Genomic DNA, 12,792 nt, shown 5'->3' with positions numbered 1-12,792 from the left:
AACGGCTGACGCGAACGGCTGACGGGGCGTCGGCCGGGACATCGGACATGGCCCGATTACGACCGCGCCAAACCAACTTCGTGCCTAGGCTGAACCAACCGGCAGTCGCGAACGAGGCGGAGGCAGCCCGCAGATGGATGAGCACCGCACCTCCCGCGACCGTCTGCCCGAGGCGCTGATCGACTTCTACGGGCTGGTGCCGCTGCCCCGTGAGGGCGGGCGGTACCGGCGTACCTGGGCGGGCCCCGAGCGCCCCGACGGGCGGCCCGAGGGAACGGCGATCGTAATGCTGCTGACCGCCGAGCCGGGCGATTTCTCCGCCCTGCACCGGCTGCCGTCCGACGAGATCTGGCACTTCTACCGGGGCGATCCGCTCACCCTCTACCTCCTCCGGGAGGACAGTGGCGGCGGCACGGCCCGTACGGTCACCCTCGGGCCGGACGTCCTGGGCGGGCAGCACGTCCAGTTCACGGTGCCGGCCGGTACGTGGATGGCCGCCCAGGTAGCCGACGGCGGTTCCTGGACGCTCTTCGGCTGCACGATGGCGCCCGGTTTCACCTTCGAGGACTACGAGCACGGGGACGCCGCCGCACTGGCCGCGCGCTTCCCCGGGGAGGCAGCGCGGATCACCGCCCTGAGCCGGCCATGACCGACACTCCGTCCGACGTCGCCCGCCCCGGTCTCCCCGACCTCCGGGGCCAGGTCGCCCTCGTCACCGGCGCCGCCGGCGTCCTCGGCCGCGGTATCGCGCTGCGGTTCGCCGCCGCAGGCGCCGCCGTCGTGGCGCACTACCGTACGGGCGCCGCCGCGGCGCGGGAGCTGGTCGCGGAGATCGAGGCGGCCGGCGGGAGCGCGCTGGCGCTGCGCGCCGATCTGGCCGTCGAGTCGGAGTGCCACCGACTGGTGGCGGAGGCGGCCGGCTGGCGCGGGCGGCTCACCGCGCTGGTGAACAACGCCGGAGTGCAGCCGACCCAGGAGCTGGCGGAGATGTCGCTCGCCGACTGGCGGGCGGTGACGGATCCCAATGTGCACAGCGTTTTCGCCTGCACCCAGGCCGCGGTGGCCGTGATGCGGGCGGCCGGCGGCGGCTCGGTGACCCATATCGCCTCGATCGAGGCGGACCGTCCGGCGCCGCGGCATGCCCACTACTGCGCGTCGAAGGCGGCGGTGGCGATGCACGCCCGCGCGGCGGCGCTGGAGTACGGGCCGGACGGCATCCGCGTCAACAGCGTCTCCCCGGGCCTGATCGACCGGCCCGGCCTGGCGGAGGACTGGCCGGAGGGGGTGCGCCGCTGGCAAGCGGCGGCGCCCGCCGGGCGGTTGGGCACACCGGAGGACGTGGGCGACGCCTGTGTCTTTCTCGCCTCGCCGATGGCGTCCTGGATCACCGGGCACGATCTGGTCGTGGACGGCGGTGTCTCGGCCCGCCCCACGTGGTGACCGGCGGGGCCCGGTGACCAGTCAGGCCCGGCGCCGCGCCCTGCGCACGCCGCCGCACCTGCGCTGAACCGTTACGGCCAGACCAGGCAGTACGCCTGGTGCCCCGCCTCGTGCAGCCGGTGGCTGAAGTCCTGCCACTCGTGCAGGAGCTGGTAGACGGTGAAGGCGTCCCGCGGGCCCCCGCGGTCGGGGACGGTGGACCAGATGAAGGCGGCCGCGCCGACCGACTCCTCGCCGACCCCGCGCAGCGGGTCGACCACGGTCATGGGGAGCTTGACCACGGCGTAGTCGGGATGGAGGACGACGAGTTCGAGCGGCGGAACCTTATGGAGCGGTATGCCCTCTATACCGGTGAGGACCATGGCGGCCATGGTCTCCGGCTTGATCTTGCTGAACATGCCGCCCATGCCGAGCTCGTCACCGCCGAGCTCCTCGGGGCGCATGGAGACCGGGACCCGGGCCGCGGTCGCACCGTTGGGCGCACCGAAGTACCTGTACGTCACCCCCATGCGGCCGCCTCTGATTTCCCCGCCCGTGGTCCTGTCGCCCGTGGTGTCCTCACGCCGGTGACGGCCGCGCTGGGCGCGGTCGGGACCCCGGTCATTGGTTCCCTCGCCCAGTTCGCCACCGCGATGCATATCTCCACCCGACCACTCGCAGCCCCAGCCGCGCAACCCGATCATCGTCTCAGAGACCTCCCCCGTCACCGGCGCGTGAAACGCCCGGCCGCACGCCCCCGTGCGCCTCTGAGACCATTGCTTGCGTGACTTACTCGTACGTCTCCACAGTTTCGCAGACGAGTGGGGGCTGACGCCCGGTCGAAAGCGAGAGGAATCAAAAAAGGATCGAGACTGAACCGAGCGGCGTCTGAAGGCGTACCGCGAGGGGATTCCCGCACCGATGTCAGCCGGGCCGTGTCCACGCGCCGCTGCCCTCCCTCCGTTTATGCAGGTCAGGATCACCGTGTCTTTTCCCTATGAAGCCCCTGTTTCGCAGTCGCTGTTCGACCGTGCGTCCGCCGTGACGCCGGGCGGCGTTAACTCTCCGGTGCGGGCGTTCCGCGCCGTGGGTGGTACGCCCCGTTTCATGGTGTCCGGTACCGGTCCGTACCTCACCGACGCCGACGGCCGTGAGTATGTCGACCTCGTGTGCTCGTGGGGACCGATGATTCTCGGTCACTCGCACCCCGAGGTGATCGCCGCGGTCCAGGGGGCCGTCGCCCGCGGTACGTCCTTCGGTACGCCGGGCGCGGGCGAGGTCGAGCTGGCCGAGGAGATCGTGGCCCGGATCGAGCCGGTCGAGCAGGTGCGGCTGGTCTCCAGCGGCACCGAGGCAACGATGTCGGCGATCCGGCTGGCCCGCGGGTTCACCGGCCGGCCCAAGGTGATCAAGTTCGCGGGCTGCTACCACGGGCATGTGGACGCGCTGCTGGCCGCGGCCGGGTCGGGCGTGGCGACCTTCGGGCTGCCCGACACGCCGGGGGTCACGGGCGCGCAGGCCGGTGACACGATCGTGCTGCCGTACAACGACCTGGAGGCGGTGCGGGCCGCGTTCGCCGCGCACCCGGGCGAGATCGCCTGTGTGATCACGGAGGCGGCGCCGGGCAACATGGGCGTGGTGCCGCCGCTGCCGGGCTTCAACCAGGGCCTGAAGGATCTGTGCTCCGCCGATGGCGCGCTCTACATCTCCGACGAGGTGATGACCGGCTTCCGCGTCAGCAAGGCCGGCTGGTACGGGATCGATGGGGTACGTCCGGATCTGATGACCTTCGGGAAGGTCATGGGCGGCGGCTTCCCGGCGGCGGCCTTCGGCGGCCGGGCGGACGTCATGGCGCATCTCGCCCCGGCCGGCCCGGTCTACCAGGCGGGCACTCTGTCCGGGAATCCGATCGCCACCGCCGCGGGCGTCGCGCAGCTGCGGCTGCTGGACGATGTCGCGTACGAGAAGGTCGACGCGGTCTCGGCGGAGGTGCGTGGCCTGGTCACCGCCGCGCTGGCGAAGGAGGGCGTGGCGCACCGGGTCCAGGCCGCGGGGAACATGTTCACGGTCTTCTTCACGGATGCCGAGGTGACCGACTACGACGCCGCCAAGGCGCAGGAGTCGTTCCGCTTCACTGCCTTCTTCCACTCGATGCTCTCGCAGGGCGTCTACCTCCCGCCGTCCGCCTTCGAGTCGTGGTTCGTCTCGACCGCGCACGACACGGCGGCCGTCGAGCGGATCGCCGCCGCACTGCCGGCCGCCGCGCGCGCCGCGGCCGGGGCGACGGCCTGAGACGGCGGCGGCGCACGGGCCGGCGACCGTTTGAGACGACTGATTGAGACGGCTGAATGAATGGGTGACATGAGCAGCGAAGACATCACCGTCGTGCATCTGATGCGGCATGGCGAGGTGCACAACCCCGACGGTGTGCTCTACGGGCGCCGTCCCGGCTATCACCTCTCCGACCTGGGGCGGAAGATGGCCGACCGGGTGGCGGAGCATCTCGCGGAGCGGGACATCACACATGTCGTCGCCTCGCCGCTGGAGCGTGCACAGGAGACCGCGGTGCCGGTCGCCGGTGCGCACGGTGTGGAGCTGGCCACCGACGAGCGGCTGATCGAGGCGGCCAATGTCTTCGAGGGGAAGACCTTCGGGGTCGGTGACGGTGCGCTGAAGAAGCCGGGGAACTGGAAGTACCTGACGAACCCGTTCCGGCCGTCCTGGGGCGAGCCGTACATCGAGCAGGTCGTACGGATGATGGCGGCGCTGGGCGCGGCGCGCGATGCCGCACGGGGCCACGAGGCGGTGGCGGTCAGCCATCAGCTGCCGATCTGGATCGTGCGCAGCTTCGCGGAGCGGCGGCGGCTGTGGCACGACCCGCGGAAGCGGCAGTGCACGCTGGCCTCGCTGACGTCGTTCACTTTCCACGGCGACAAGATCATTTCGGTGGGGTACAGCGAACCGGCGCGCGACCTGGTTCCCTCCCATCTTCTGGCGGGCGCCAAACCCGTCAAGGGAAAGGCCAAGGCTTTCGGGGCCTGACGGTGCATCACTTGGCGCAACGTCAAAAGCAAGCAAAATGAAATACCTGAGCGATTGACCCGGATTCCCCGCCGCTCAACATGCCCTCCTCTCCATTGTCCGTTTATATGGATATTGAGTTCGGCGAGCACGGATGGGGACGAGGGTATGCGCGCGATCAGCCGGCGAAACCTGCTGGGTATGGGAGTTGGGGCAGCCGCGGCGCTGGGCGTCGCCGGCTGCTCCACGCCGGACTCGGACGCGGGAGCCAACAAGCAGCGCGCGAAGAACTCCGTCCAGGCCCGCCCCAAGCTCATCGGTGACGGCTCGACAGCGCATTCCGGTGCCCAGCCCCATCAGCCGAAATCCCCCGAACGGCTGGAGCCCGGTCAGACGCCGCCGCAGTTCGTGGTCTTCTCCTGGGACGGTGCGGGAGAGGTCGGCAACGGCCTCTTCCCCCGCTTTCTCCAGCTCGCCAGGGACCATGGCGCGGCCATGACCTTCTTCCTCTCCGGGCTGTACCTCCTCCCCGAATCCCAAAAGCACCTCTACGAGCCGCCGAACAACCCGCGGGGCGCCTCCGACATCGGCTACCTCAGCGATGACCACATCAAGGAGACGCTCAAGTACCTGCGGGAGGCCTGGCTGGACGGCCATGAGATCGGCACCCACTTCAACGGGCACTTCTGCTCGGGCTCGGGCGCCGTCAGGCACTGGAGCCCGCAGGAGTGGCAGTCCGAGATCGACCAGGCGATGGATTTCGTCACCAGGTGGCGCACCAACACCGGCTTCGCCGATCTGGAGCCGCTGCCCTTCGACTACCGAAGGGAATTGGTCGGCAGCCGTACGCCCTGTCTCCTCGGGCAGAAAAACCTGCTGCCCGCCGCCAGGGAACTCGGCTGGCGCTATGACGCCAGTTCGCCCGGTGGTGTGCAGATGTGGCCGAAGAAAAAAATGGGCCTCTGGGATTTCCCGCTCCAGCAGGTCCCGTTCCCGGGTCACTCTTTCGAGGTCCTCTCGATGGACTACAACATCCTCGCCAATCAGTCGAAGCACTCGACGAAGGCCCCGCCGGTCAACTACCCGGGCTGGCGGCAGCAGGCCACCGACGCATATATCTCCGGATTCCGCCGGGCCTACGAGACCAACCGCGCGCCCTTCTTCGTCGGAAATCACTTCGAGCAGTGGAACGGCGGCATCTATATGGACGCCGTCGAGGACGCGATCAAGCACATTGCCAATGAGCAGAACCGGGATGTCCATCTGGTGTCGTTCCGGCAGTTCACGGACTGGATCGACGCACAGGACCCGGAGGTGCTGCGCAAGCTCCAGCGGATCCCGGTCGGACAGCGGCCGTCCGGTGGCTGGAAGTCCTATCTGACCGCGGCCTGACATGCCCCTGCGCGCGGGGGCGCGGCCGGTGAGGGGGGCGCGGAAGATCCGGAATGGGCCCATGCGAAACTTTTCACATGAGTGCTTGCCGCGCCCCACGCCGCCTCACGAGCCGCCGCCGCGCCACCCTGCTCGCCGCAGGGGCCGCGGCCGCCGCGCTGACGCTGAGCGCCTGCGGCGACGGCGCCTCCGGCGGCTCCGCCCAGACCCGGTTCGTCCAGGGGAAGAACGGTGTCGACACCGTCAAGAAGGCGGAGCGGCAGCCGGCGCCCGAGCTCTCCGGTGAGTCCACCACCGGCAAGAAGCTGGACGTCGCCGACTACAAGGGCAAGGTCGTCATCCTCAACGTCTGGGGATCATGGTGCGGCCCCTGTATCGCCGAGGCACCCAACTTCTCCAAGGTCGCGAACGAGACCAAGGACAAGGGCGTCCAGTTCCTCGGGATCAACACCCGCGACTCCGAGAAGTCGCAGGCCACCAGCTTCGAGGAGGAGCACAAGGTGCCCTACCCGAGCCTGTTCGACCCGACCGGCCGGCTGATGCTGCGCTTCCCCAAGGGCAGCCTCAACCCGCAGTCGATCCCCTCCACGATCGCCATCGACCGGCACGGCAAGATCGCCGCGCGCTCGATCGGCCCGCTCGCGGAGGACGATCTGCGCAAGATGGTCGAACCGCTGATCGCCGAGAAGTGATCACGTGACCCTGCTCGCCGCCGCCGCGGAGAACCAGACCGTCCTCAACGGCACCCTGCTCGCCGCCGCCCCCATCGCGCTGCTCGCCGGACTCGTCTCGTTCTTCTCGCCCTGCGTCCTGCCACTGGTGCCGGGCTATATGTCGTACGTCACCGGCGTCACCGGCACCGACCTCGGTGAGGCCAAGCGCGGCCGGATGCTGGCCGGCGCCGGCCTCTTCGTCCTCGGCTTCACCGCCGTCTTCGTCTCCGGCGGCGCGCTCTTCGGCTTCGTCGGCCGGGACCTCCAGGGGTACAAGGACGTCATCTCGCGCGTCCTCGGCGTGCTGATGATCCTGCTCGGGCTGGCCTTCGCCGGTGTCCTCAAGAACTTCGGGCAGCGCGAATTCCGCTTCCACAAGAAGCCCGCCATGGGCCTGGCCGGCGCGCCGGTGCTCGGCGTGCTCTTCGGCGTCGGCTGGACACCCTGCCTGAGCCCCACCTTCGCCGCCGTCAGCACCCTCACGTTCTACGATGCCAGCGCCGTCCGCGGCGCCCTGCTCACCGTGGCGTACTGCCTGGGCCTGGGCCTGCCGTTCATCGCGGTCGCGCTGGCCTTCCGCCGGGTGCTCGGCGCCTTCGGCTGGGTCAAGCGGCACTACCTGCTGGTCATGCGGCTCGGCGGCGGCATGATGATCGCGCTCGGCATCCTCCTCGTCACCGGCGTCTGGGACAGTCTGATGTCCGAGGTGCAGGCCTGGACGCAAAGCTCCACCGTTGGGATCTGATTGATGTCCACCAAGACCGGCACCCCCCGCGACGAGGGCCCCGCGGCCGACCCGGGCCCCGCGGCCGACGGGGGCAGCGATCTCGGCGCGGCCGGGTCCCAGCTCTCGACCGCGCCCACCGAGGACGTCACCCTCCCCTCGCTCGGCCCCCTGGGCTGGGCGCGCTGGTTCTGGCGGCAGCTGACCTCGATGCGGGTCGCGCTGCTGCTGCTCTTCCTGCTGTCGATCGGCGCCATCCCCGGCTCACTGATCCCGCAGACCAGCATCGACCCGGTCAAGGTCGACCAGTTCAAGGCCGAGCACGGCACCCTCGCCGACATCTACGACAAGCTCGGGATGTTCCACGTCTACAGCTCGGTGTGGTTCTCGGCGATCTATCTGCTGCTGTTCATCTCGCTGATCGGCTGCATCGTGCCGCGCAGCTGGCAGTTCGTCGGACAGCTCCGCGGCCGCCCGCCGGGCGCCCCGCGCCGGCTGACCCGGCTGCCCGCCTACACCACCTGGCGCACCGACGCGGCACCCGAGGAGGTCCTCGGGGCGGCGCAGCGGCTGCTGAAGAAGCGGCGGTTCCGCGCCCACCGGAACGGCACCGCCGTCGCCGCCGAGAAGGGCTATCTGCGGGAGGTCGGCAACCTCGTCTTCCACCTCGCGCTGATCGTGATGCTGGTGGCGTTCGCCGTCGGCAGCCTGTGGAAGTCCGAGGGCGGCAAGCTGATCACCGAGGGCGACGGCTTCGCCAACAGCCTCACCCAGTACGACGACTTCAAGTCCGGTGCCTTCTTCGACACCGACACCCTGGAGCCGTTCGGCTTCACGCTCAACAAGTTCGAGGCGACCTACGAGCGGTCCGGCCCGCAGAAGGGCACTCCCCGGGTCTTCCGCGCGCACATCACGTACTACTCCGGCGCGGACGGCAAGGAGCACAAGACCGCGATCGAGGTGAACACCCCGCTCGACATCGCCGGCTCCAAGGTCTACCTGCTCTCGCACGGTTACTCGCCGGAGGTCACCGTCAAGGACGGCCGCGGCAAGGTCGTCTACAAGGGCGCGGTGCCCTTCCTCCCGCAGGACCCCAAGAACTTCACCTCGACCGGTGTGGTCAAGGTGCCCGGCGCGCAGACCGCCGACGGCAAGCGCAATCAGCTCGGCTTCCAGGGCTTCTTCGTGCCGACGTTCGGCGGCAAGGGCTCCGGCTCGATGTTCTCCCAGTTCCCGGCGCTGGACTATCCGGTGCTGACGCTGACCGCCTACCACGGTGACCTGGGCGTCGGCTCCGGGCTGCCGCAGAACGTCTACCAGCTCGACAAGAAGCGCCTCAAGCAATACAAGGACAAGGGCGCCCCGGTCGCCAAGATGATGCTCCCCGGCGAGACGATGAAGCTGCCCAACGGTGACGGCAGCATCAAGTTCACCGGTATCAAGAGCTGGGCCAGCTTCAAGATCAGCCACCAGCCCGGCAACGGCCTCGCACTCACCGGTGCGGCCGCCGCCCTGATCGGTCTGGCAGGCTCGCTGTTCATCCAGCGGCGCCGGGTGTGGGTCCGCGCCGAACCGGACGCGGACGGCCGCACCGTCGTCGAGGTGGCCGGGCTCGGCCGCAGCGAGTCCGCGCGGCTGCCGGAGGAACTCGGTGAGCTGGCGCTGGCGCTGGCGCCCGACGCCCCCCTCGCCCCGGCCGACGACACCGACCGGGAATCCGACCCGAAGCCCGACCCGAAGCCCGAACCGGCCCCGGACACCGGCCCCGGGCCCGACTCCGATGACCCCGCGGAGCCCACTGACTCTGACGGACCTGCTGACCCCTCTGAAGGAGCGCGCGCGTGAACCTCGCTGCCGCAGCCAACGAGACAATGGCGCACAACAGCAACATCTTGGTCTACTCGGCGATGGCGGTCTACACGCTCGCCTTCCTCGCGCACATGGCCGAGTGGGTGTTCGGCAGCCGCAGCAAGGTCGGCCGCACCGCCGCCGCCCTGACCGTCCAGGCCAAGGCACCCGCGACGGCGTCCGCCCGGGCCGGTGCGAGCGGCTCCACCGGGACCGCCGTACTGGAGCGGCCCAAGGTCGTCACCAGGTCCGTCACCGGCAGCCGCGACGTCCCCGACGGGCCGGGCGCCGCCGGCGGCTCCGAGAAGGGCGACCTCTACGGGCGGATCGCCATCTCGCTGACCGTGCTGGCCTGGGCGCTGCACGTGTGCGGCGTCGTCACCCGTGCCCTGTCCGTGCAGCGTGCCCCCTGGGGCAACATGTACGAGTTCTCCACGACCTTCGCCGCGGTCGCGGTCGGCGCGTACCTGCTGCTGCTCGTGCTCAAGAAGAACGTCCGCTGGATCGGGCTCCCCCTGATCACCAGCGTCCTGCTGGACCTCGGTCTGGCCGTCTCGGTGCTCTACACCGCCAGCGACCAGCTGGTGCCCGCGCTGCACTCCTACTGGCTGTGGATCCACGTCAGCTGCGCGATCATCTCCGGCGCGGTGCTTTACCTCGGCGCCGTCGCCACGCTGCTGTTCCTCTTCCGTGACCGCCACGAGGCCAAGCTCGCCGACCCGACGGCCAAGCAGCCCGGCACCTTCGCCACCTCCGTGCTGGAGCGGCTGCCCTCGGCCGCCTCGCTCGACAAGTTCGCCTACCGCATCAACGCCACCGTCTTCCCGCTGTGGACGTTCACCATCATCGCGGGCGCCATCTGGGCCGAGGCCGCCTGGGGCCGCTACTGGGGATGGGACCCCAAGGAGGTCTGGACCTTCATCACCTGGGTCGCCTACGCCGGTTATCTGCACGCCCGCGCCACGGCCGGCTGGAAGGGCCGCAAGGCCGCCTGGCTCGGCCTGATCGCCTTCGCCTGCTACCTGTTCAACTACTACGGCGTGAACATCTTCGTGACGGGCCTGCACTCGTACGCGGGGGTCTGACCGCAGGAGTCCCCGGGCACCACACGTGCCCCACGGCGGTGCGCGCGCCGCCACCCCGGTGCCGTACGGGAAGCCTCGCCAGGAGGCCGCCCGTACGGCACCGTCGTTTCACGGGGGACCGGCGCGCCCGGCCCGCGCCGCGTCAGCGCCGCCGACGCCGCCCACGCCGCCCGTGCCCCCTCAGCGCCGCCGACGCCGCCCACGCTCCTGGCGCGGCGGCCGCTGCCCGCCGCCCGGCAGCGTCGGCTTCGGCAGATGCGCCACCTCCCACTGCGCCTCGGCCAGCTGCTCGGCGGTGTCGTCCGGCAGCCGCGGCGGGCGGTGTGCCCGGTGGCGGAAGCCGAACGCGGAGGTCAGATCGCCGAAGGCGGCCCGCCGCCAGTCACTGATATTGGGCTCCTCGACGCCCGTCCAGCGCTCCAGGAACTGCAGCACCGAGGTGTGGTCGAAGGGGTCGCCGGCAGCCCAGCCACCCACCGTCCACGGCGACACGATCAGGCACGGCACCCGGAAGCCGCCGCCGATCGGCAGGCCCTGGACGAACTCGTCCTTCGTCCCCGGGGGCGGCACCGGCGGCGGCACATGGTCGAAGAGCCCGTCGTTCTCGTCGTAGTTGAGGATGAAGACCGTCTTGGCCCACACCTTCCGGTTGGACGCGATCGCCTCGATCTTCTTGGCGACATAGTCGGCGCCGGCCGCCGGCAGATAGTCCGGATGCTCGGACTGATGGCTGGTGGGGATCAGCCAGGAGACCGCCGGCAGCCGGTCGGCGCGGGCGTCGTCCTCGAAGGTGCCGGCCGGCTGCGCCCGCATCCCGCGCTCGTAGAGCGGCTCGCCGGGCTTGGCGTCCCGGAACGTCTGGAACTGCTCCAGCAGATTGCAGCCGTAGTCGTCCTCCTCCTGGTAGACCTTCCAGCTGATGCCCGCCGCCTCCAGCCGCTCGGCGTAGGTCGTCCAGCGGTACGGCCGCGGCGCGGTGTTGTTCAGCACCGGCCCGCCCTGGGTGCCGCCCGGGTCGAGGGTGCCGGTCATCCAGTAGAGCCGGTTGGGCCAGGTCGGGCCGAAGACCGAGCAGAAGTAGTTGTCGCAGAGGGTGAACGTCTCGGCCAGCGCGAACTGGAAGGGGATGTCCGCGCGGGTGTGATACCCCATCACGTACGGCGCGTTGACGCCGTCCGCCTTGCGGTGCGCGGGCAGCCAGCGGTCCATCTTCCCGCCGTTCCACGCCTCGTGCTGTACGGACCAGGCATGGCTGGTGGAGGGGATGGCCTGCGCGCTGGTGGTGTGCGTGTTGAGGCGGAAGGGCAGCAGATAGCCGTCCGGGTTCTGGGCGTCCGGCTGATGGAAGACGGACCGGCCGTCCGGCAGCGTCAGCGCGTCCGGGTCGGCGAAGCCCCGGACGCCGCGCAGGGTGCCGAAGTAGTGGTCGAACGAGCGGTTCTCCTGCATCAGCATCACGACGTGCTCGACGTCGTGCAGTGAGCCGTGACGTGCTGGTCCGGCGGCGACGGCCTGCTGGACGCTGGGCGGCAGCAGCGACAGCGCGGCGGCGCCGCCGACCGCGCCGGCCGCGGAGCCGAGGAGTCTTCGTCGGGTCATGTCAGGCATATGTGCCACTCTCCCTGAGTCGCGGGAGCCCTCCGTGGGCCGACTTGACTGTGGCGGCGCCTGAGTCTCCCGGGCAGGGGGAGGTAGCTGAACGGTGCATCAATTGGCTGTGAACGGCGCTCAGTTGGCCGGACCTCGCTACGTCCCGTACGTCACACGAAGCAGCGCACGGCGGACCGCGCGGTGGCCGGATTTACGCGTTTGCGAAGGTGCGTCAGGACACGCGGCCAAGGCCCGGAGTTCCCTCGGGTGCCGGGTAGGCACGCTCCTCAGGAAGCAGCGCGGCGGCCGCCGCGGTCTCCCCGGAGCGCACCAGCGCATGGATCTCCTGGGCCAGCGGGGTGACATCCGTGATCGCCACCGTCCACTCGTCCGCGTACCGCCGCGACGCCTCCCCCGCCAGCCCCAGCTGCAGCGAACGGTACGGCAGCGCCCGCAACCACAGATCGCGCTCCGGATCCCACTGCACCCGCGCCGGCGCCCCCTTCAACTCCCGCTGCCAGACCCCGCGGTCGGCGTGCTCACCGGCGTCATAATGCGACAGACAGGCATTCCGCAGCGCCCAGTCGAACCCGCCCCGCGCGATCTCCACGGCGAGCACCGTCTCCTGGTCCGCCTTGGCACCCCACCCGCAGCGGTACATCATCCACAGGAACGACGGCTTGATCCACGTCATCCGCTCCCGCTTCCAGGCCACGGGAAACCGCCCGTCCCGCGCGGCCGGAAGCCCCAGCGCGGGGGAGTACGCCTGATAGACGGTGACGGTCGTGTCGGTGTGCAGGGCGCGGATACGGCGGCGGGGTTCGGTGGCGTCCGAGGGGGCCGAGGGGTCCGCGGGGTCCACGGGGTCTGCGGGGTCCACGGGGGTGTGCGCGGCCTGTACGGGGGCGTTGGGGCTGGTGGTCATGGCCGGTCATCCTGGCGGAGAGCGGGGGTGGGGGCCAGCGAATTGTGGGGCGGGGGAGTGGCGTCCCCTGCGGCA

Annotated in this window: 12 protein-coding genes; 9 read left to right on the top strand and 3 right to left on the bottom strand. The window is 70.2% G+C overall.

Annotation, left to right across the window (positions count from 1 at the left end; genetic code table 11):
* Nucleotides 1-133 precede the first annotated feature (133 nt).
* Nucleotides 134-649, top strand: a complete 516-nt coding sequence (locus AB0C46_RS34275) for a cupin domain-containing protein (RefSeq protein WP_362832706.1) — start codon at nucleotides 134-136, stop codon at nucleotides 647-649.
* Nucleotides 646-1,440: an SDR family NAD(P)-dependent oxidoreductase gene (locus AB0C46_RS34270; protein ID WP_362832704.1), complete on the top strand. Its 795-nt coding sequence runs from the start codon at nucleotides 646-648 to the stop codon at nucleotides 1,438-1,440. The genes AB0C46_RS34275 and AB0C46_RS34270 overlap by 4 nt, the downstream gene beginning before the upstream one ends.
* A 71-nt stretch (nucleotides 1,441-1,511) precedes the next feature.
* Here AB0C46_RS34270 and AB0C46_RS34265 read toward each other — a convergent pair whose 3' ends face one another.
* On the bottom strand, nucleotides 1,512-2,078 hold the full coding sequence (locus AB0C46_RS34265; protein ID WP_362832703.1) for a hypothetical protein: 567 nt from the start codon (nucleotides 2,076-2,078) through the stop codon (nucleotides 1,512-1,514).
* A gap of 325 nt (nucleotides 2,079-2,403) precedes the next feature.
* Between AB0C46_RS34265 and hemL the strand changes: the two genes are divergently transcribed.
* The 7 genes from hemL (at nucleotide 2,404) to ccsB (ending at nucleotide 10,202) form a co-directional block, all read left to right on the top strand.
* Nucleotides 2,404-3,711, top strand: a complete 1,308-nt coding sequence (gene hemL, locus AB0C46_RS34260; RefSeq protein WP_362832702.1) for a glutamate-1-semialdehyde 2,1-aminomutase — start codon at nucleotides 2,404-2,406, stop codon at nucleotides 3,709-3,711.
* A gap of 69 nt (nucleotides 3,712-3,780) precedes the next feature.
* The gene (locus AB0C46_RS34255; RefSeq protein ID WP_362832700.1) at nucleotides 3,781-4,461 is read left to right on the top strand and encodes a histidine phosphatase family protein; all 681 of its coding nucleotides are present in this window, start codon (nucleotides 3,781-3,783) and stop codon (nucleotides 4,459-4,461) included.
* A 147-nt stretch (nucleotides 4,462-4,608) separates the two neighbouring features.
* Nucleotides 4,609-5,832 (top strand): hypothetical protein, encoded by a 1,224-nt coding sequence (locus AB0C46_RS34250; RefSeq protein WP_362832699.1) that lies wholly within the window; start codon nucleotides 4,609-4,611, stop codon nucleotides 5,830-5,832.
* A gap of 77 nt (nucleotides 5,833-5,909) precedes the next feature.
* Nucleotides 5,910-6,524 carry a TlpA disulfide reductase family protein gene (locus AB0C46_RS34245; protein WP_362832698.1) on the top strand — a complete coding sequence of 205 codons (615 nt, stop codon included), beginning with the start codon at nucleotides 5,910-5,912 and terminating at the stop codon, nucleotides 6,522-6,524.
* Nucleotides 6,525-6,528: 4 nt separating this feature from the next.
* Nucleotides 6,529-7,290, top strand: coding sequence for a cytochrome c biogenesis protein CcdA (locus AB0C46_RS34240; RefSeq protein WP_362832697.1), 762 nt, complete (start codon nucleotides 6,529-6,531; stop codon nucleotides 7,288-7,290).
* A gap of 3 nt (nucleotides 7,291-7,293) precedes the next feature.
* The gene (locus AB0C46_RS34235; protein WP_362832696.1) at nucleotides 7,294-9,114 is read left to right on the top strand and encodes a cytochrome c biogenesis protein ResB; all 1,821 of its coding nucleotides are present in this window, start codon (nucleotides 7,294-7,296) and stop codon (nucleotides 9,112-9,114) included.
* Entirely contained in the window at nucleotides 9,111-10,202 is a 1,092-nt protein-coding gene (gene ccsB / locus AB0C46_RS34230) for a c-type cytochrome biogenesis protein CcsB (RefSeq protein ID WP_362832695.1), read from the top strand. The genes AB0C46_RS34235 and ccsB overlap by 4 nt, the downstream gene beginning before the upstream one ends.
* Before the next feature lie 180 nt (nucleotides 10,203-10,382).
* On the opposite strand, the gene AB0C46_RS34225 is transcribed toward ccsB, so the two are convergent.
* Together AB0C46_RS34225 and AB0C46_RS34220 are read right to left on the bottom strand one after the other, a co-directional pair.
* Nucleotides 10,383-11,810: an alkaline phosphatase family protein gene (locus AB0C46_RS34225; RefSeq protein WP_362832694.1), complete on the bottom strand. Its 1,428-nt coding sequence runs from the start codon at nucleotides 11,808-11,810 to the stop codon at nucleotides 10,383-10,385.
* Between the two features lie 214 nt (nucleotides 11,811-12,024).
* Complete coding sequence (locus AB0C46_RS34220) at nucleotides 12,025-12,717, bottom strand: DUF4291 domain-containing protein (RefSeq protein WP_362832693.1); 693 nt, start codon at nucleotides 12,715-12,717, stop codon at nucleotides 12,025-12,027.
* Nucleotides 12,718-12,792 lie beyond the last annotated feature (75 nt).

Origin of the sequence: Streptomyces sp. NPDC048637 (assembly GCF_040650675.1) — a bacterium.
In the GTDB taxonomy this organism is placed as follows: domain Bacteria; phylum Actinomycetota; class Actinomycetes; order Streptomycetales; family Streptomycetaceae; genus Streptomyces.
Note: the sequence above shows the minus strand (reverse complement) of the source record. Positions and strands in the feature narration are given on the sequence as shown.

What these genes read in the sequence shown, in the direction of transcription:
- AB0C46_RS34275 (WP_362832706.1), top strand. Translation starts at nt 134, where the DNA reads ATGGATGAGCACCGCACCTCCCGCGACCGTCTGCCCGAGGCGCTGATC.
- AB0C46_RS34250 (WP_362832699.1), top strand. Translation starts at nt 4,609, where the DNA reads ATGCGCGCGATCAGCCGGCGAAACCTGCTGGGTATGGGAGTTGGGGCA.
- AB0C46_RS34235 (WP_362832696.1), top strand. Translation starts at nt 7,294, where the DNA reads ATGTCCACCAAGACCGGCACCCCCCGCGACGAGGGCCCCGCGGCCGAC.
- AB0C46_RS34225 (WP_362832694.1), bottom strand. Translation starts at nt 11,810, where the DNA reads ATGCCTGACATGACCCGACGAAGACTCCTCGGCTCCGCGGCCGGCGCG.
- AB0C46_RS34270 (WP_362832704.1), top strand. Translation starts at nt 646, where the DNA reads ATGACCGACACTCCGTCCGACGTCGCCCGCCCCGGTCTCCCCGACCTC.
- AB0C46_RS34220 (WP_362832693.1), bottom strand. Translation starts at nt 12,717, where the DNA reads ATGACCACCAGCCCCAACGCCCCCGTACAGGCCGCGCACACCCCCGTG.
- AB0C46_RS34265 (WP_362832703.1), bottom strand. Translation starts at nt 2,078, where the DNA reads ATGCATCGCGGTGGCGAACTGGGCGAGGGAACCAATGACCGGGGTCCC.
- AB0C46_RS34255 (WP_362832700.1), top strand. Translation starts at nt 3,781, where the DNA reads ATGAGCAGCGAAGACATCACCGTCGTGCATCTGATGCGGCATGGCGAG.
- AB0C46_RS34245 (WP_362832698.1), top strand. Translation starts at nt 5,910, where the DNA reads ATGAGTGCTTGCCGCGCCCCACGCCGCCTCACGAGCCGCCGCCGCGCC.